This is a genomic window from bacterium, from assembly GCA_018812485.1.
GTDB lineage: Bacteria > JAHJDO01 > JAHJDO01 > JAHJDO01 > JAHJDO01 > JAHJDO01.
The window spans coordinates 1-20456 of sequence record JAHJDO010000075.1 but is presented as its reverse complement, the minus strand read 5'-3'; the positions used below and the strand labels follow the sequence as shown (position 1 = coordinate 20456).

At 38.8% G+C, this 20456-nt stretch carries 17 protein-coding genes; 12 read left to right on the top strand and 5 right to left on the bottom strand.

What is annotated here, in order from left to right:
* The first annotated feature begins 7 nt into the window (after positions 1-7).
* From KKC91_05815 to KKC91_05760, 12 genes are all read left to right on the top strand, one after another.
* Complete coding sequence (locus KKC91_05815; GenBank protein ID MBU0478064.1) at positions 8-1903, top strand: site-specific DNA-methyltransferase; 1896 nt, start codon at positions 8-10, stop codon at positions 1901-1903.
* A 2-nt stretch (positions 1904-1905) separates the two neighbouring features.
* Positions 1906-3021, top strand: coding sequence for a Fic family protein (locus tag KKC91_05810; protein MBU0478063.1), 1116 nt, complete (start codon positions 1906-1908; stop codon positions 3019-3021).
* 121 nt (positions 3022-3142) lie between these two features.
* Positions 3143-5767 (top strand): DEAD/DEAH box helicase family protein, encoded by a 2625-nt coding sequence (locus KKC91_05805; protein ID MBU0478062.1) that lies wholly within the window; start codon positions 3143-3145, stop codon positions 5765-5767.
* Positions 5768-5838: 71 nt separating this feature from the next.
* Positions 5839-6372, top strand: a complete 534-nt coding sequence (locus KKC91_05800) for a YkgJ family cysteine cluster protein (protein ID MBU0478061.1) — start codon at positions 5839-5841, stop codon at positions 6370-6372.
* Positions 6373-6418: 46 nt separating this feature from the next.
* Positions 6419-7183, top strand: a complete 765-nt coding sequence (locus KKC91_05795) for a tetratricopeptide repeat protein (GenBank protein ID MBU0478060.1) — start codon at positions 6419-6421, stop codon at positions 7181-7183.
* A 6-nt stretch (positions 7184-7189) separates the two neighbouring features.
* Positions 7190-7717: a bifunctional adenosylcobinamide kinase/adenosylcobinamide-phosphate guanylyltransferase gene (cobU, locus tag KKC91_05790; GenBank protein MBU0478059.1), complete on the top strand. Its 528-nt coding sequence runs from the start codon at positions 7190-7192 to the stop codon at positions 7715-7717.
* Positions 7718-7720: 3 nt separating this feature from the next.
* Entirely contained in the window at positions 7721-8818 is a 1098-nt protein-coding gene (locus KKC91_05785) for a glycosyltransferase family 4 protein (GenBank protein ID MBU0478058.1), read from the top strand.
* Positions 8799-9665: a carboxylating nicotinate-nucleotide diphosphorylase gene (gene nadC / locus KKC91_05780; protein ID MBU0478057.1), complete on the top strand. Its 867-nt coding sequence runs from the start codon at positions 8799-8801 to the stop codon at positions 9663-9665. The genes KKC91_05785 and nadC overlap by 20 nt, the downstream gene beginning before the upstream one ends.
* Before the next feature lie 27 nt (positions 9666-9692).
* The gene (locus KKC91_05775; GenBank protein MBU0478056.1) at positions 9693-10484 is read left to right on the top strand and encodes a biotin--[acetyl-CoA-carboxylase] ligase; all 792 of its coding nucleotides are present in this window, start codon (positions 9693-9695) and stop codon (positions 10482-10484) included.
* On the top strand, positions 10462-11232 hold the full coding sequence (locus KKC91_05770) for a type III pantothenate kinase (protein ID MBU0478055.1): 771 nt from the start codon (positions 10462-10464) through the stop codon (positions 11230-11232). The genes KKC91_05775 and KKC91_05770 overlap by 23 nt, the downstream gene beginning before the upstream one ends.
* A gap of 118 nt (positions 11233-11350) precedes the next feature.
* Positions 11351-12409 carry a 3-isopropylmalate dehydrogenase gene (locus KKC91_05765; protein MBU0478054.1) on the top strand — a complete coding sequence of 353 codons (1059 nt, stop codon included), beginning with the start codon at positions 11351-11353 and terminating at the stop codon, positions 12407-12409.
* Positions 12410-12411: 2 nt separating this feature from the next.
* Complete coding sequence (locus KKC91_05760) at positions 12412-13428, top strand: aspartate-semialdehyde dehydrogenase (GenBank protein MBU0478053.1); 1017 nt, start codon at positions 12412-12414, stop codon at positions 13426-13428.
* A 3-nt stretch (positions 13429-13431) separates the two neighbouring features.
* On the opposite strand, the gene KKC91_05755 is transcribed toward KKC91_05760, so the two are convergent.
* The 5 genes from KKC91_05755 to KKC91_05735 form a co-directional block, all read right to left on the bottom strand.
* Complete coding sequence (locus KKC91_05755; protein ID MBU0478052.1) at positions 13432-13773, bottom strand: DUF4404 family protein; 342 nt, start codon at positions 13771-13773, stop codon at positions 13432-13434.
* Between the two features lie 160 nt (positions 13774-13933).
* Complete coding sequence (locus KKC91_05750) at positions 13934-14641, bottom strand: hypothetical protein (GenBank protein ID MBU0478051.1); 708 nt, start codon at positions 14639-14641, stop codon at positions 13934-13936.
* Between the two features lie 262 nt (positions 14642-14903).
* Positions 14904-16841 (bottom strand): alpha-galactosidase, encoded by a 1938-nt coding sequence (locus tag KKC91_05745; protein ID MBU0478050.1) that lies wholly within the window; start codon positions 16839-16841, stop codon positions 14904-14906.
* A gap of 152 nt (positions 16842-16993) precedes the next feature.
* Positions 16994-20110: a LamG domain-containing protein gene (locus KKC91_05740; protein MBU0478049.1), complete on the bottom strand. Its 3117-nt coding sequence runs from the start codon at positions 20108-20110 to the stop codon at positions 16994-16996.
* Between the two features lie 74 nt (positions 20111-20184).
* Positions 20185-20456: hypothetical protein (locus KKC91_05735; protein MBU0478048.1), on the bottom strand; the 272-nt coding region annotated here is incomplete at its 5' end.

Here is a 20456-nt window from a genome sequence, read left to right as displayed (position 1 = left end):
AAGCATAATGGATGGAAAATCGCTGAATATTACTGAAGAAAAACTCAAAAAGCTAAAAAAACTAATCCCCGAAGCATTTACTGAAGGAAAAATTGACTGGGAAAAGCTCAAGGCTGCTTTAGGCGATGACATTGAATTTAAAAATGAGCGTTATGTGCTTAACTGGGCGGGCAAGTCCGACGCTTTTCGCGTTTTACAGTCGCCGACTACGGCAACCCTTGTGCCGGACGAAAAAGAATCAATTAATTTCAATAATACGGAAAATGTTTTTATTGAAGGTGAAAACCTTGAAGTCCTGAAAGTCCTGCAAAAATCTTATTTTGGTAAAATCAAGATGATCTATATTGACCCGCCGTATAACACAGGCAACGATAATTTTATCTATCCCGATAAATTCTCAGAAACCAGAGAGGAATATTTGGAAAGAATCGGGGATAAGGATGAAACAGGTTATATGACCCGTGAGGGATTGTTCAGAAAAAACAGCAAGGACAGCGGCCATTATCATTCCAATTGGCTTTCTATGATGTATCCGAGGCTGTTTTTGGCAAGAAATTTACTGCGGGATGACGGGGTGATATTTGTAAGTATTGACGATAACGAAGTGCATAATTTGCGAATGATGATGAACGAGGTTTTTGGAGAAGAGAATTTTGTTTCTGCTTTAAAATGGAAAAAGAAAAAGCAACCTTCTTATATGAGCACACATGTTGCTGAAATAGTAGAATACATTTTAATATTTGCGAAAAATAAAAATTCTTTAGAAAAATTATCAATAGAAACAAGAAGCGATTTTAATACAAGACTTGACAATGCTGGGAATAAAATTAGTGAACGTTGTATTAAGAAAGGAATAAGAGTTAAACTTCCTGATGATATAACTATAATTAAAGCAGGAGTGTATAAAATTCGGACAATGGAAATTAAATATTTAAATGACGTAAAAATTAAGAATGGTAGGACTATAAATGATATAAAAATTAAAGCAAGATTTAGAAACAATCAGGAACAAGTAAGTATGTTTGTTGAAAAAGATTGTTTATTTATAACATCAAATTATGGTCTAAGAAGAGATTTGTTACCTGAAGAAAAAGAAATGCGAAAATCTATAAAAGATTTATTACTAGATTGGGGAGATAATCAAGATAGTGATACAGAAATTAAATCAATATTTACTGAAGGTAATATATTTAATTACCCGAAACCTACCAAACTCATTAAGAATTTGATTGGCTCAATATTCACCGAAAACGATATTATTCTTGACTTTTTCTCCGGTTCAGCGACCACCGCTCACGCTGTTCTTGACCTCAATAAAGAAGACGGAGGTAACCGTAAGTTTATTCTCGTTCAGCTTCCTGAAAAATGCGACGAGAAGAGCGAAGCGTATAAAGCAGGATATAAAACAATTGCTGAAATCGGGAAGGAGCGAATACGCAGAGTTATAAAGAAGATTGAGAAAGAACAGAAAGGTGAACTGGATTTAGACGGCAAAGCAGGTAAACAGGATTTAGGATTCAAAGTATTCAAATTACAGAAGTCCAATTTCAAAATCTGGCGGCAGGATATTAAAACAGAAGAAGAACTGCAAAAACAGCTGCAAATTCATATTGACCCATTGGATGAGAATACAAAAATGGATAACATTTTATATGAGCTGCTTCTTAAATCAGGCGTTCCGCTTACCGCAAAGATAACCCGCACTAATGGGGTTTATCTTGTAAATAACGGTGAGATTGCTTTAATTCTTGAAAAGGTTGACAAAGCTATAATAAAAAAAGTTATTGCTGAAAAACCAAATAAAATTATAACTCTCGACCGTCTTTTCAAAAACAACGACCAGTTAAAAACCAATACCGCATTACAGATGAAAGATGCGGAGATTGGATTTAAGGTGGTGTAAATATGCAGCCATTTATTCCTCACGAATTGCCAATAGAAAATTTAAACTGGCGAGGACTAGTTCCGTTGATTGGAAAAGCCAATGCAGCCATAGCCCGTTATGATGGATTATTACAAAGTTTAATAAATCCTAGTGTTCTTCTATCTCCTCTTACAATTAATGAGGCGGTTTTATCATCACGAATTGAAGGGACGCAGGCTTCTTTAGAGGAAGTTCTTGAGCATGATGCAGGAATCGAGAAGGACAAATCTCCTTCAATGAATAAAGATATAAAAGAGATTGGTAATTATAGACGGGTTTTACGAATTGCAGAAGATGAATTAAAACACAGGAATATCAGTCTCAACTTCATTAAAAGCCTTCATGCTGCTTTATTGGACAGCGTTCGGGGAAAAGACAAAGAACCGGGCGAATTTAGAAAAGATCAAAACTGGATAGGTAAACGTGGTACTCCAATTGAGCAGGCTCGTTTTATCCCTCCTTCTCCAATCATTCTGCCTGAACACTTGGAAAAATGGGAGAGATTTCTTGCTCAGAATGGCTATGCAGACCCATTGGTTCAACTTGCCATTGTCCATGCCCAGTTTGAAATATTACATCCTTTTAAGGACGGAAACGGAAGAATTGGAAGACTGCTGATACCTCTCTTTCTTTATATAAAAAAATGTCTTGATAGACCCATGTTTTATCTAAGTGAATATCTGGAAACACACAGAGATGAATATTACGATGGTTTACTTGCGATCACCGAAGAAAACAGCTGGCAGAATTGGGTTGAGTATTTTCTGCAAGCTATTGTAATACAATCTGATACGAATATATCTAAGGCAAAAGAAATTCTGAGCCTATATGAAAAACAAAAAGTGAAATTTATAGATATAACTCATTCTCAGTATGCCGTCCCTGCTCTGGACGCGTTTTTTAATTCGCCTGTAATAAACTCAGCCTATTTCATTAAATCATCAGGCATTCCTAATAAAATTACAGGGAATAACTTATTAAGGAAATTGGTAAAATCAGGCTTAATCGGTATTTTGAGAAAAGGAAGAGGCAGAATGCCCACTGTTTATGTTTTGCCGGATTTAATCAATATTACGGAAGGAAAAAAGGTTTTATGATTTTGGGTAAAGCAGAATATATGCAAACTAATTTGTGTAAACTTTTTAAGAAAAGACTTTACGCAAAGAGCGTTTCTATTATCAGGCTTTACGCAAAATTGCAGGAAAAGAAGTAATCCCTATGAAACTCCACTTCGACCCCAACCAGCAGTTCCAGCTTGACGCTATCAATTCTACTGTCGGAATATTTGAGGGACAGCCGTTAAATACAGGCGATTTCAGCTTCAGCATTGAAAGCGAGAGGTTTTTATCGCCGGACGGCGGCATAGGTAACCGGCTTACAATCGCAGATGAGCAAATATTGAAAAATATTCGGGCGATGCAGGAGAAAAACGAAATTCCGGTATCAAATAAACTTGACGGAATGCATTTTTCCGTTGAAATGGAAACAGGGACAGGCAAAACCTATGTGTATCTCAGAACGATTTATGAATTAAACAGGAAATATGGTTTTAAAAAGTTTGTTATTGTTGTTCCTTCGATTGCAATCCGTGAAGGCGTACTGAAAAATCTTGAAATTACCTTTGAACATTTTCAAAGCTTATATGATAAGGTTCCCGTAAACTTCGTGGTGTATGATTCAAGACGGGTTTCAAGTTTAAGGAATTTTGCAATCAGCAATACAATTCAGATTCTCGTTATCAATATTGATTCCTTTGCGAAAGATGAAAATATAATCAACAAACCGAATGATAAATTGACGGGTAAGCGCCCGATTGAATTCATACAGGCGACAAACCCGTTTGTAATAGTGGATGAACCGCAGAATATGGAAACTGATATAAGAAAAAGAGCCATTGAAAATCTGAATCCGCTTTGCACATTGCGTTACTCAGCTACACACATAAACCGCTATAACATGGTTTACAGCCTTGACCCGGTAAAAGCTTACGACCTCGGGTTGGTTAAACAGATAGAGGTTGACTCAGTTGTTACTGAAAATGATTTTAATGAGGCTTATGTTTCTCTGAAAAAAACGAGCGCGACCAAAACAAAAACCTCCGCAAAAATAAGCATTGATGTGAATACAAAGGACGGCGTGAAAAGAAAAGCCGTTACTGCAAAAGTCGGCGACGATTTATACGAGCTTTCCTGTAAAAGGGAAATATATAAAGACGGGTATATCGTAAACGGAATTGACGTCGCAGAAGATTTTGTTGAACTTTCAAACGGCGAAACGATATTTACGGGCGATACTCTGGGAGGTTTTAGTGATGAGGTTATGAAAACTCAATTACGAAAGACTGTAGAGGAACATTTATTCAAAGGAAAAAGATTAAAGGACAGGGGTATAAAAGTACTCTCCTTAATTTTTATCGACAGAGTTGCCAATTACCGCGATTATGACAATGACGGGAAGCCCGTTAAAGGCAAATTTGCAAAATGGTTTGAAGAAATTTACAGGGAAATCTCAGGCAAACCGGTATTTAAAGGTGCAATTCCCTTTGATGTGGAAGAAATCCATAACGGATATTTCTCAGTTGATAAGAAAGGCAGATGGAAAGATACAATTGGTAATACTCTGGCTGATAACGATACTTTCAAACTTATTATGAAAAACAAAGAGCAGCTGCTGGATCTTAATGAGCCCCTGCAATTTATATTCAGCCATTCAGCTTTAAGGGAAGGGTGGGATAATCCGAATGTTTTTCAGATTTGCACTCTGAATGAAACGAAGTCCGAACTTAAAAAAAGGCAGGAAATAGGCAGAGGATTAAGACTTTCCGTCAATCAGGAAGGTGTTAGAATTCAAGATAGAAATATTAACCGTCTGACTGTTGTAGCAAATGAAGCTTATGAGGACTTTGCAAAGCAGCTTCAAACCGAGATTGAAGAAGATTGCGGAGTTTCGTTTAAAGGACGAATTAAGAATAAACAAAAAAGAGCAACGGTCAAATACCGCAAAGGTTTTGCTTTGGATGATAAATTTAAAGAAATCTGGGGCAGAATTAAAAATAAGACTACATACAGCGTACACTATGAAACGCAGGAATTAATTCGGGAAGCTGCAAAAGCCGTTAAGGAAATGCCCGCTGTAAAAAAAGCGATAATTAAAACATCAAAAACTGTATTGGAATTTGATGATGCCGGCATTGTGGCTGAACCAAAGGCATCTTATATTAGTTCGATTGACGGAATTTTCGAGATACCTGATTTATTGTCATATATCCAGGAAAGAACCGAGTTGACCCGTTCTACGATACTGGGAATTCTTGTCGGATCCGGAAGAATAGGCGATGTGTTAGTTAATCCGCAGTATTTTCTTGATAATTCAATCAGGGCTATAAGTGAGGTGCTTAAAAATTTAATGATTGACGGCATTAAATATGAAAAAATCGGCTCAAAAGAATATGAAATGAGGCTGTTTGAGGATTACGAAATACATATCAATGATTTAACCTTTAAAATATCAAAAGAAGATAAGACGATTTACAGTAAGCTGGTAGCGCTTGATTCAAATGTGGAATACGAGTTTGCAAAAGAGTGTGAAAACAGGGATGATATTGAATTCTATTTTAAACTGCCGTTCTGGTTTAAAATTAAAACACCTATCGGAAGTTATAACCCCGACTGGGCGTTAATAAAGAAGAATGAAAAAACGGTTTATTTTGTGGCTGAAACAAAATCGGCAGGGCAGGAATTAAGAATTACTGAAAAACAAAAAATAAAATGCGGTTATGCGCATTTTAATGAGTTTGAAGATGTAAAATACAGACAAGTAGCAACAGTAGGTGAGTTGGATTAGGAAAATTTCATGACTAAGATAATTCTAGCGGAGAAAACGGACAACTTTTAGGAAATGAACAGAGGATTACCATGGAAACCAATATTAATAAAATTAAGGAATTATCAAAGAAAAAAGAGGATGAAAATTGGGAATTTCGATCTTTTCTGAAAGGATGTGATATTTCATCTAAAAAGATAGACACAATTATGCATAAATTATATCGTAAAATATCTTCAGAGATAGATTGTAAAACTTGTGCAAATTGCTGCAAAGAAATATTGCCTACTCTAGACCATGAAGATATCGAAAAACTCTCGAAAGGTTTAGGAATTTCTGCTATCCAATTCAGTGACCAATATTTGGTTAAGGACGGAGAATCAGAGAAATTCGTATTTAACAAAAAACCGTGTCCTTTCCTAAAGGATAATTCATGTTCATGTCATGCTTATCGTCCTAAGGATTGCATATCCTATCCCCATCTGCATAAAAACGATTTTGTTTTTAGACTGATAAATGTGATAGATAATTGTTCATTTTGTCCAATTGTATTTAATGTCTATGAATGTCTGAAAGATGAAATTTGGCATTCCAGTGGCTTTGATGATTTTAATGATTTCATGTAACATTAGGCGAAGCACACAGTGAAATTTCATTATGGAGAGAAAACATATGTTAGAAAAATACAATATTATTGATTTTGCGTCTTTTAAAAATAGCAAGAATAATGCTCAAGAGCTTGTATATGACGCGTGGGAGACTCAATCTAGGAGAAAGAGGATATCTCTAGCAAAGAAAGCTCTTAAAATAGATCCATTGTGTACAGATGCATTTAATATATTAGCTGAAGATGAAGCAGATACAATTGAAGATGAATGTCAATATTTTAAGGCAGGAATAGAAGCCTTTGAGAAAAAATACGGGAAAGGATATTTCAATAAAAATAAAGGGTATTTTTGGGGGTTGATTGAAACAAGACCGTATATGCGTGCTTGTGCCGGACTTGCTGAATGTTTGTGGAAAATGAATAAGAAAGAAAAAGCGATTGAGCTTTATAAAAAAATGTTAAGGCTAAATCCTAATGATAATCAGGGAATTCGTTATAACTTATTATGCTGGCTATACTTAGAAGATAGGGATGATGAGTTGAAGAAACTATTGAAGAAATATGGAGAATATTCAACATTTTTTCTATATACTTCGGCATTATATTTATTTAAGACGAAGGATAAAAGAGCATTAAGGCAACTTAAGAGGGCATATAAAAGCAATCCTTTTATAGTATCGTATATTACAGGAGAAAACAAATTACCCAAAAGGATTCCAGGCTACTATTCGACAGGAAGTAAAGAAGAAGCAATTATTTATGTATCTGATAATAAAAAATGCTGGCAAAAAACATATAATGCAATAGTATGGATTAAAGAAAGCATATAATTCTACATGGCTAAAATAATCTTCATTACAGGCGGGGCAAGGAGTGGAAAAAGCTCTTTTGCAGAGAAATTAGCATCAGCACTTGGAAAGGATGTTCTTTTTCTGGCTACTGCAGAAGCACTGGATAAAGAGATGGCAGACAGAATCAAGAAGCATAAATCAAAGAGAAGCAGCACATGGAAGACAGTTGAAGAGACGATAAATATTAACATTTTAAACAAATTTAAAAACTTTGAGGGTGCTGTTATTCTGGATTGCATCACATTGTGGCTGTCTAATATGATGCATAAATTCGGTATTGAAGGGGCGGAAGCCCGCATTCTTGGGGATATTCGGACACTATTAAAAACAGTAAAAACTTCCAAATTTACACTTATTGTGGTGAGTAATGAGTTAGGACTGGGCATAGTTCCTGAAAGTAGATTAGGACGCGAATTCAGAGATATTGCTGGAAGATGCAACCAACTCATTGCAAGCATAGCAGATGAAGTTTATTTTATGATTTCAGGCATAGAACTAAAAATAAAAGGATAAACTTTGAATATTCTTCATATAAATACAGAATGTGGCTGGAGGGGCGGGGAAGTTCAGATGACGTATCTTATGAATGGCTTAAGAGACAGGAATCACGAAAATGTTGTATCTGTTCAACCAAATAGCGTGTTAGTAAGAAAGGTTATTAACAATAATTTCAGAGTGTGTCCTGTAGTAATGCGGGGAGAATTGGATTTTAAGGCTATTAGAGGTATCTGCAGAGTAATAACCGATGAACGAATAGATATTGTTCATGCGCATACATCTCATGCACACACAATTGGAGCAGTTGCTGCAAAGATAAAGAAGATTCCTTTTGTTGTCACGCGCAGGGTTGATTTTGGGGTTGCACGTAATGTTTTTTCAAACATAAAGTATAATTATCTCACAAATAAGATAATTGCAATATCCAATGCAATTAAAAATATACTGATAAATGCAGGTGTTCCTCAGGACAAAATAAATGTTGTTTACAGTGGAATAGATATAGGAAAATTCGACAGTATAAGTGATACTCAGTATTTATGCGAAGAGTTTAGTTTATCAGAGGATTCACCGATTGTTGGGACAATTGCGCATCTGACAGATCACAAGGGGCATAAATATCTACTTAATGCTGTTCCTGAGGTGTTAAAAATATTTCCAAATGCGCTTTTTCTCATTATTGGCAAAGGAGAGTTGGAAGAAGCCTTAAAAAAACAGGTTAAGGAATTAGATATCACAGAAAATGTAATCTTTACTGGGTTTCGAAAAGATATTGGTGAATTATTATCAATAATGGACCTTTTTGTTCTCCCTTCTCATCTTGAAGGATTATGCACTTCTCTTATGGATGCGATGCTAATGAAGCTGCCAGCTGTTGCGACAACAGCTGGCGGAATACCAGAAGTTGTTGTGGACAAAGAAACAGGTGTTCTTGTCCCGCCTAAGAATCCAAAAGCGCTGGCAGATGCTATTATACAGTTGCTATCTAATAAGGAAGAGGCAAAGGAAATGGGGGAGAGGGGACTGGAGCGAGTAAAAACAATGTTTAACGTGTCCAGAATGGTTGAAGAAACAGAGAAGGTATATATGAGGTTATATGAACATATCACGAAATAGAGTTAAGGAACTTGTTACTGCAGCCTTAAAAGAAGATATTGGAGAAGGGGATGTTACTACAGAAGCTTGTGCTTTTCAAAAGAGGAATGCTAAAGCTAAAATTATAGTAAAGCAGCGGGGAGTAATTGCCGGACTGGAAATAGCAAAGGCTGTATTTGAAACACTTGATAATAAGATTAACTTCCAATTCTTAGTTAAAGATGGAACAGAGGTTAAGAAGGGGGATGTAATAGCTGAATTATCAGGACATGTAACACCCATTTTGGCTGGAGAAAGAACAGCTCTTAATTTTTTGCAAAGGCTTTCAGGAATCGCAACATTAACAAGAGAGTATGTAGAAAAAGTCAAACCTTATAAAGCAAGAATATTTGACACAAGAAAAACTACTCCTGGACTGCGCGATATAGAAAAATATGCGGTAAGCGTTGGTGGAGGGCAGAATCATAGAATGGGGCTTTATGATATGGTATTAATAAAAGATAATCATCTAAAGATAGCGAATAGGAATATAGAGGAACTTGTGCAGACTATTAGAAGGAAAGTTCCCAAAAACATAAAGATTGAGATAGAAGCAGAGAATTTGTCTCAGGTTAGGGAAGCTCTTCAATCTCAAGCGGATATAATCATGCTGGACAACATGGATATACAGACTATAAAAAAGGCAGTTTCCTTAATTAAAAATTCAAAATTAAAAATTAAAAATTTGCCAGAGATAGAGGTCTCAGGAGACGTAACTCTTAATAGTGTTGAAAAGATAGCAGGATGCGGGGTTGAGAGAATTTCTGTTGGCAGGCTAACCCATTCTGCAAAAGCAATGGATATATCATTAAGAATTCTTAATTCTTAATTTTAAATTTTTAATTGGATATGGAATATGGAAGAATTTTCTGAAGATACAATCAAAGCTGGTCTAGAGACTCAAATAATAGGGCAAAAAATATATGTTTATAATAAAACGTCTTCTACAAATGATATAGCTTGGTCATTGGCTGAGAAGCACAATGCAGAAGGTGTTGTTATTCTAGCAGAAGGGCAAATAAAAGGGAGAGGCAGATTAGGCCGAGTGTGGTTTTCTCTGCCGCAAAAGTGCATTCTGTGCTCAATTATATTAAAATCAAATGTGCTTTCAGAAAGACTAAATCTGCTTACTATTGGAGCATCTGTTGCTATTTCTAAGGCAATAAGGGAGACAACATTTCTACCTGCTTATATTAAGTGGCCAAATGATGTGGTAATAAGAGGGAAAAAAGTTTGTGGAATTCTTGTAGAAAAAAGAAGAACGAAAACTGGTTTTATAGTTATAGGCTTTGGAATAAATGTGAATTTGGATGAAGATGATTTTCCACGTGATTTATATGGTAAAGCTACCTCGCTAAAAATGGAATGTGCTAAGAAAGTATCACGAGTGGAGCTTGTACGGAAAGTGTTATTTGAAATAGAGAAGGTTTATTTATATCTGAAAAAGGGAGAAGGAAGTCTGCTGTTTGAGGAATGGAAAGAAATGTCTTCTATTCTTGGCAAACAAGTCAGAGCGATTTTGCAAAATGAGGTTGTAGAAGGGCAAGCGCTTGGAATCGATCCTGATGGCGCGTTGATTCTCAGATTAGATTCCGGTATATCCAGACGCATTACAGAGGGAACAATTGAGTATGTTATTTGCCGTTGATGTAGGAAACACAAGTATTAGTGCAGGTATATTTGCTAGTGACCTGTTAGTATCTAAAATCAGCATAAAAACAAAAGTAAAGCAGGATGTTGAATATTATTTCAAAAAGTTAAACAATTTTCTAATTGAATCAAATCTTAAGAAAGATGAAATAACAGGTTTTGTAATATCTTCTGTTGTGCCTGACGTGACGAAATTATTCAGGAAGTTATCCAAAAAATATTTTGGCATTAATCCTCTGGTAGTTGACTATAAGACAAAAACAGGATTAAAGATAACATATGCCGCACCTTCTCAGGTTGGGAGTGATAGAATAGTCAATGCTGTAGCTGCATATAACCTGTATGGTGCTCCTGCAATAGTTGTGGATTGCGGGACGGCTACTACATTTGATCTGGTATCTAAAGAACGTGAATACTTGGGAGGGGTAATATTCCCAGGCATAGGAATGTCTCTTAATGCACTTTACAGAGATACTGCCTTACTGCCAAAGGTAGAGCTCCAAAAACCCACGTCAATTATTGGAAAGAACACTACTGAGAGCATACAAATAGGAATTGTGTACGGATTTAGCTCAATGATAGACGGCATAGTAGAAAGATTAAAGAAAGAATTTCTCACACCGCCAAAGGTTATTGGTACAGGCGGCTGGTCATCGCTGATAAGTCAATATTCAAAAAGCATACAAAAAACAGACCCGGACCTTACTTTACAAGGTCTCAGGCTGATTTTTGCTATGAAAAAATAAAGTTATGCTTTTCTTTGAAAAATATTGTTGTTATAATTCCGAACTAGGATTAAGAATTAAGCGGTAAGTATTAAGTAAAAATTCAAAAAAAGACTTAATACTAAAAAAAGGAGTTGCGATGTATAAAATAGGTGTGATAGGTGGAGACGGGACAGGGCCTGAAGTTATAAAAGAAGGCATGAAAGTGCTTAAAGCGATTTCGGGTAAATATGATATAAAGTTTGAGTTTACACATTATGATTTTGGAGGTGAGCGATATCTGAAAACAGGCGAAGTCCTGCCTGATTCCGCTATAGAAGAATTTAGAAAGCTGGATGCTATATATCTTGGCGCAGTAGGTCATCCTGATGTAAAACCCGGAATTCTGGAAAAAGGACTACTTCTCAAGCTCAGGTTTGCTCTGGATCAGTATATAAATCTGAGACCTGTTAAGCTTTATCCGGGAGTAGATACTCCTTTAAAGGATAAAGGTCCTAATGATATTGATTTTACTGTGGTGCGGGAGAATACAGAAGGACTTTATGTTGGTGCTGGTGGGAATTTAAAGAAGGGGACTGCTGACGAAGTTGCTATACAGGAATCAATAAATACTCGTAAGGGCGTGGAAAGATGTATCCGGTATGCTTTTGAATATTGCAGAAAGAGAAATAAAGGTAAAAAGCTGACTTTATGCGGCAAGACTAATGTCTTAACCTTTGCATTTGATCTCTGGGAAAGAGCCTTTAATGATGTTGCTAAAGAGTATTCTGACATAAAAACAGATTATGCTCATGTTGATGCTACCTGTATGTGGATGGTAAAGAATCCCGAGTGGTTTGATGTTATTGTAACAGATAACATGTTTGGGGATATAATAACTGACCTCGGAGCAATGATACAGGGAGGCATGGGTATTGCAGCAGGCGGAAACATTAATCCTGACGAAGGCGGAACATCCATGTTTGAACCAATAGGAGGTTCAGCTCCAAAATATACAGGCAAAAACGTGATAAATCCAATGGCTGCTATATGTGCAGGGGGTATGATGCTTGAACATCTCGGAGAGAGCAAAGCAGCAGATGATATTGAGAAAGCTGTAATAAAGATTGTTCAAAATGATATGAAAAGCCTTTCTGCAGGGAAAATGGGACATACAACTTCAGAAATAGGGGATATGGTAGCAAAAGAAGTGATGTAAAGATGAATAAAAAAGAGACCTACAATTTAGCTGTTGTCGGGGTTGGCACAGTTGGTATAGAGATGCTCAGGGTGTTGCGTCAGCGTAAGTTTCCTGTTGATAAACTTGTTGTTCTTGCCAGAAGCAAAAGAGATATTATTGTAGACAGCAACACATATAGTGTTAAAACAATATCCGAAGAATTGTTTGATGGAATGGACATAGCACTGTTTGCCGGCACAGAGGGGGAAAAAGGCGCTGCTGTAACGTTTGGAAAAGTCGCAGCCAGTAAAGGAGTTGTTGTAATCGACAATGGAGCGGATTTTCGAATGGATCCTGATGTGCCGCTTGTTATTCCAGAAGTTAATCCTGAAGACATAGAATGGCATAAGAATATTATTGCCAATCCGAATTGTTCCACCATTCAAATGGTGGTCGCACTAGCGCCAATACATAAATTGACAAAGATAAGAAGAATTATTGTCTCTACATATCAATCAGTTTCAGGGACAGGAAGAGAGGCAATAGGGGAGTTGAAAAAACAAGTTCAGGATTATACCAATGGAGAAGAAATAACAGATATTAAGGCTTATCCTTATCAAATAGCATTTAATGCAATTCCGCACATAGGCTCTTTTGGAGAATTGGGATACACAACAGAAGAATGGAAGATGGTTAAAGAAACACATAAGATTTTACATGATGATACAATAGAGATTACTGCGACTACAGTGCGAGTTCCTGTTTTTTATGCTCATTCAGAATCTATATATATTGAGACAGAAAGAGAAGTTTCTATTAAAGAAATCACCAGTGTCTTGAAGGATGCTCAAGGGATATCTGTTGTTGATGATATAAGCGCCGATCCGCCACAGTACCCAATGCCTATTTTTGCAGAAGGCAAGGATGATACCTATGTAGGCAGAATCCGCAAGGATCCTTTTAAGAAAAACGGAATCAATATGTGGGTAGTTTCAGACAACATCCGCAAAGGTGCGGCTCTTAATGCAGTTCAGATTGCAGAGGAATTGATCAGGTAGGTCCTATATGCCGAGATTTGACAGCGTGAGACATATAGAATTTACAATCTCTGCCAGTTTTGGATGCGATGTTTCAAATCCCTTAACCGATGAAGACAAGCCCTCTATAGAGACTTTTAGAAGTTCTGGGTTTTTGTTTTCACGTGTTGCTTCATGAGTTGAGATGTCAGTAAAACCTGTAATGCTTTTCGCGTGATCAGCCTGAGTCTTGGAAAGCTCCTCAATTTCGGATTTTAGAGTTGAAAGCAGGTCAAGCAGCTCGGATTTTTTTCCCTCTTTGATGGAATTGGCTTTCTGAATCCTGATTTTAATATCTGAAAGAGTTCGTTTAATCATTATGTCCATATACTAGATATATCCTTTTTGAATGTCAAGCACCATCTGAGTGCATAGCAAACGGAAAGGAGAAACCCAAAACTGGTACTGAAAAGGCCGGTCCTCCTGCCTTGTCAATGACATGTACTTGTTCAGTCGGTTAGCAGGAGACTGACCAAAGCGTGGGCAATTATCTCCCAATATACGTACGTCTTGCTTTTTGTTGTAGCACTTGATTTCTCTGGCAGTAATCCTGTGGATATGCGGGAAGATAGTAGTCTGTTTTTTTGATTGCCTCTTGCAAATCCTTTCTGTCTGGCCAAGTAGACGCAGCTAGTTGTGTGTCAGTAGCCAAATCTGCAACGGATATATTTGGAAGAAGCTTACCTGAAGACGGGTCAGCAACCCATTTCTTGTTTCCTTTTCTGATCTCGCAGATTGTGTGTGGTGAAGTCAACGTTTTGAGGTCCCGGAGATATACAATCTGGGTTTCATACCCAAGCTGATATGCCAACTCACACAAGACCCACGCCTGTTGGTCGCACAAGCCTTTCCTTAACTGCCATATTGTATAAGGCCATAGTATATTTCCATTGGGCGGTTCTGAAGACTTTATATGTTTACGAACTGCTGTGAAGAGTGCAAAGATGGGGGCGTCGTTATTCTTCCCTGCTTCACTCACTATACGATGACCAAGTTTTTTAAAGGCAAAAGCGTCTCTCCAATACCGAAAGTCCCATGCATCAAAACCAGCATCTAGGTACTTGGGATTTATATCATTCTCCTTGCATAACCTGTTGCATAATCTGAGATATGCTGGTTGCAAAGTGTAAGACGGCATATTGCCGCAGATCTTGGTCGCCAGTTGCATTGCGGTGCTGGTAGCTCCTGCTTTCACAGCCTCCTGCCACTCAGTTACCAGCCTACTGAACTCCTCGGTCTCTTTTCTTTCGTTAGGGGTATATCGGTACCGCAGCCGAGAATCAGCAGCAGAACGGCACACATTCCGATCCTGATAATTCCACAAGTAAGATGGTATACAAGAGTATGTTTAATCATTATGTTTATGCTAGATATATCCTTTTTGAATGTCAAGAATTAATCCACGAATTTTTTTTGCAATTATTTACTGCCAAAGACTGTTGTACTAAGAGAAAGTTTTATCCTGAATTTTTGCTTTCTTGTTGTATCAGATGCCTTTTAATTTTAAAAACTCTGGCATCTCTCGGTCCGAGTTTTACTGCATCCAGAGAGAGTATCTTTTTGCTCCATAATTCGTATGCTTTTTTTAGATGTATCCCCTTCTTCCTTAGAAAATTACCCGGCTTAATGACAGCTTTTCTGTCACTCCAGTTGAATATACCGATAAGATATTCAGATTTATTCTCAGAAAACCAGATACGAGACATTCCCTTATGAAGGAAATCAAGGGGATGTCCTGCTGTACCGGTTGCATTCTCAACAACAGTTTTTATCAAATTAATTCCCTTTCTGTTCAACATACTGAGTCTGTCTGAAAGCACCATAGACCCCCCTGCTACCAGTGTCAGGGATGCCCATACCCTTGCTTCATGCTCTGTCTTAAGTGTCGAGCCGCTTCTTACTGAATACGGCATGTACGCTTTTTCCGGAACAAAAAACTTCAGGTCCTCGAATACGTTTATCTTTTTTTCCTTAGATGTTTCAGCGCTTCTGACTATCAGGAAATCGTAATCATTCTGCCATGTTTTCCCGTTGAACATACTCTTCAAGGCTGCATCTCTTGAAAGGGCAAGTATATCCGACCAGTAAGAGCTTATATCCAGTGACATTCTGCATGCATCCCAGATACCCACTCCGGCCTCAGGAATAAAACCTGCACACCCGAGAAGCTTTGAATCATTCCCTATTGCCTTTCTGATGGTCTGAATACCCCTCTTAAATGCCTCCATAGGTGTTATATTTCTGTTATGGAACCTGCCTTCCCTGCCTGCAATCAGCACATGAGATAAATAGTCTGTCTTGAAATAGCGAAATCCATCTTTTTTCAGTCTTGTAAAAAGGTTATGCAAAAAACTTATACTATCCGGATGAGTCGTATCCAGACACATGGCTTTTTCAAATCCCCTGCCTATCCTGAGAGGTCCTCTCCCGTCGGGTTCTTTCACAATAAGTTCCGGATGTTCTATCGCAATCCGGCTATCGCGGTGTACCATGAAAGGGGCAACCCATATACCGGGTATAAATCCGGCTCGTCTGATCTTGCCTGCAATATTCTTCATACCTCCGGGAAAGGTGTGATCTGCCTTCCAGTCGCCGTGGCGGCTTGACCATCCGCAGTCAATGACTATATATTTAAGGCGCTTCTTCAGCCATGGGGTTTTCTTAATAAATCTCATATTCTCCATGATATCATCCGAGTTAACAGACCAGAGATAATAATCCCATGAATTCCATCCGATATTCTTTGCAAAATCCGGGCTGGTTCTCGGTCTGCCGAACAAGGAACTAAAACCTGAAAACGCCCCTTCAAGCTCTCCTCCTGCAACAACTAATCTGCCAATTCTGATTCTAGTTCGGGGCTTAATATGTATTCTCACTCTGGCTGTTCCCCTGAAAACATTCCCGGTGTTTGTAAATGAGTTATAAAATATACGGCCTCCTTCAGGTATAAGCCCGAGGAATATCCCATCCGCTGATCCCTGGTTATATACACATGTAAAGAGCCGGGAACAGTTATCATCTACATCAGAGTCCATGGAAGAGCTTCCCAGCAGAGGCCTGTTTCCGTTATTCAGCCATTTACCTGCTGTTGCATCATCGTTGTAGATTAACATGCGCAGGTTCTTTGCGGGAAAGTGCCGGATGTTTATCCTGCAGAATTCCACCTCCTCAATCCACACAGGAGACCTGCCCTTGTTCGTAATATCAACAGTTACCGAAGAAAAAACGTCCCTGTATGAAGAAAAGGAGGTTTCTATTTTTATGTTTTTTGTATCAGATTTTAGTGCTTTTTTATCCTTCAGAATTACTGACGGCATATCTGATATGAAATGCCATTTTTCTTCTAAAAACTCCCATGACTTGGATTTTATCCTGATTTTTGAATTAGTTCCCATTCACTTTTTACCCCTGTACGGTTGGATCTTCATATAGTTAAACATTAATTCCTGTCCTATTTGTCCAGAACCAGAACATATTGTCAAAATATTATTAGCGGTAATTTAAATATCTTACAAAGTTTCACTCGCCTTCCGTCTTGATGAGAAATCTACTGGAGCTTTTCTCCAATTCTGTACATAATCACATCACGTGGATTGAGTATTCCCTGGAGAATTAACTTTTGTTTGATGTTACTATACTCTAATTTCTTTTTTCCTTCGGATGTTATACTTTGAACATTAAAAATCTTACTGTCCGGTAAACCATATTCTATAAAATCAAGAGCCGTAGTAAAGGAGACTTCTTTCGGACTCATGTTGACAATGAAGACACCAAGTTCTCCATCCGGCGCCTGAAATACACCGGACTGTAAAGCTGGAAGTTTTACAATACCAGCCCGATATGTATAACCTCTTGGTTCCTTGTAGGACATAACCGGCATCTGGGACGGCTGTGAAAATTTCAAGGGCCGAAGCAAGCGACCATAACAAAGAAATTTCTTCGCCATGTCCTGACGATAGTACCCGATTAGCCGCTTTAGATAAGCCAGCTGTTCACCGTACTTTTCTTCACGAACATCGAGATGCTTTGTCCCTCCGCCAATCCTGAGTCTGCCGATCTGAGCCCCTTCAACAAAAAGTGACCCGGCTTGCATATAAAACCCCTCTCCTGCCTCCACACGGCAGCCCATGCCGTGGCGTGTAATATAATCCTGGTAGACAGTTGCAAATAGTGGGGCTGAAAAGTCCGCGCGAACAGTATACTGGTAAAGTATACCATCAATCACATCTATCATGATTTCATTGGGATTCTCACCGGTAGTGAACGTATTCGGGTCCACAGCTTTCATCGCATCTCGACAGATACGGGAAATTTCATGCATTCCCTTTGATCGGTAGGTTCCGCCGCCGTATGAATGACCGTGCTCAGTGGCGAAACACCAATGTGCTGCACCATGCATGGTATCCAGATAGGCGCCACCGGCGTGCTCTCTGCGGATCAGTTCGACGCAGGTCTCTTTCAGGCGTTCCTGCCACCACTTGGTGAAAGCGCACATTAACCAAGATGGTTCGCGGGGATAGTTGCGGAGTTTGCCGTCAATATGGCGCGAAACATAGGGTCGGGCATCCTTAACATATGGAGCATTTTCTGCCTGACCCTGGTCGTATATCTGCAGGCAAACGTATGGGGAGGGATAACCACCTGCTTCACGTATACTCTTGCAAGCTTCGCTAAAGCCAGGAAGCGCTGGTAATTTAGGATAGTTGCCGTCATGTACGTTACCGGGAGGATAAGGGTTCTTCGCGGAGACACGCCAAGGTGAATCTAGCTTGTCATAAGCGGTCAATTTTGTCTGGTAAAACTTCCAGCCATACCACACACACGGCAAAGGAACTTTAGCTATGTCAAGAAACGCGAGAAAGGCATCGTGTACATTGGCAATATTATCATCTTTACCGTATGTCTGTGCACAGAGCATCATAGGCGCTTCTTTGAACCACTTCGGTATGTCATTGCGCTCTATAAGAGGTCCCTTACTGCACCAGGATTGTTTAATTGCCCACTGACGATATATCTGGCATGCGTCATACCAATTTCCCGTGAATGGACCTATTACGAAATCATACGACATCGAATAATTCTCTTTGGGATAGCCCATATTATCCGGGTCATGTGCAATCAGGTAAAGAAGATTTGTCTTTCTATTGACGACGCGGAGATGTTTCATATATCCCTCACCATCATATGCCGCCAGGTATAATCCGGCACCGTTCTCAGCGTTGTATAAGGCTTGAAATTGCATGTCCATGTCGCCGGGCACTGACTGTCCTGGTCCTGTTGGTGGTTCCTCATAATCTGCGTTCAGACCATGACCGTATCCGGATTGTGTCTCAAAACAATTTTCGACTACACGACCCCGATCCTTTGGGAAAACAAAAACATTATCTTTGTGTTTCTCACCAATGGGAGCAAGAGAGAGGGTTGGAAAGTACACCTGCCAGACGCCCCATTTTTTACTGTTGTTGCGAACGTCAATACGCCAGTAGGAAAGGGGATCATCGCGCTTGAGGGTCACACTGATGCATACCTCAATCGCCGCCTTCTTATCTGGAAGGTCTATTCCGCCCCATGTTACCTGTAGCGTAGACTGCACCTCATTTTTATCTATGTGGTAAGAGGATGTGCGGGCATCGGTCACGCCAATTCTTTTTTCAGCTTTGTCCCTGCCATTGTCGGCTCTCAGTATCGCCTCCCAGAGATTGAAGGGGTGACCTCCAAAAGTCAAAGTAAGGAAATCTATGTCATGTTCGATGCCATAGAAACGCGACAGGCGGTATGTATCACCAACCTTAAAGAATTCTATGCCAATGTATTGATTGGCGAAATGAAGCTGTTTTTCTGTAGCGTGAAAATCTATTTGTTTCTTATCTTGTTTGAAAAACGAAGTTCCAGTCTCCCTTTCCGCCTTTTCAACTAAAAATACGGTTTTGCCCCGCGATTTTGCTTCTTGCCTGTATTGATTGACGATTTCGTCTTCGGACAGGGCTCTGTTGTAAATCTTCATGTTATCTATAAGTCCCTCAAAGGGTTGTGATTCATTGCTGATTGTTAGAGGAATCTCTGCAGGAGCGGGATTAGGGACCTCGAACTGAGTGTCAGGTATGCCATCTATAAAATAGGTTATGTTTTTACCATTTCTTACAATAGATAAATGATAGAAAATGTTCGCTTTTAGATACATCTCAGAATAAACATATAGAGGATCTCCATCATAACCTGGCCTGAAGAATAGCTTGGCAGTCCTGCCATCTATCCTCAAAATGAATCCCGACTTCTTATACTTTTCACAACTAAGGATTGTCCAGTTGGTTTTTGGATTGGGAAAGGTGGAAGGCATGAGCTTTACCCAAGCCATGATGGTCATATCACCGGTGATGTTCAGACTCGGATTTTCACCACAATTAACATAATGGGTATCCGACTCACCAAACTTGAGCGCGTGTCCATCCTCTGTTCTTGCCCAACTAGCATTAACTATGGTGCCATGGTTTTTATTACCGCTTAAATCATGAAGAACGCTACCTTTACCTTCATCAAAATTCCAGTAAGCTACTAGCCCTTCCTCTGCTGTGGCTGAAGAAGTAAAGTTGAAAACTGACAAAAGAAATAGTACCGAAAAACTCACAAGCAAACTCAAATTTAACTTTTTATTTATATGATACATGTCCAGTTTCCCTCCTATTTTGTGATAGTTTAGTTACCCTATTCTGTGATACATATTATGCTATTTACTTACAACTAATCCTGAGCTAATGTCCATTTGCTTAGAACTGCGGCGTTTTCTCCCAGCATCCATTCAACATGACCATCTACAAATACACAGTTTACTCCATCACTATGCCTGGTCCAGATGCGGCGAGTTGCGTCGCCTTCATCCCCTGCCGCTATGTGCGATGTGTTCACGATTCCAGTGTAGCCGTCACAAAAGGCAATTGTTCCACAGGGATCTTTAACCCTAGACTCACGACAGAAAGGATAATTGGCTGACTCAGCTTGTAACCCCATAAGGG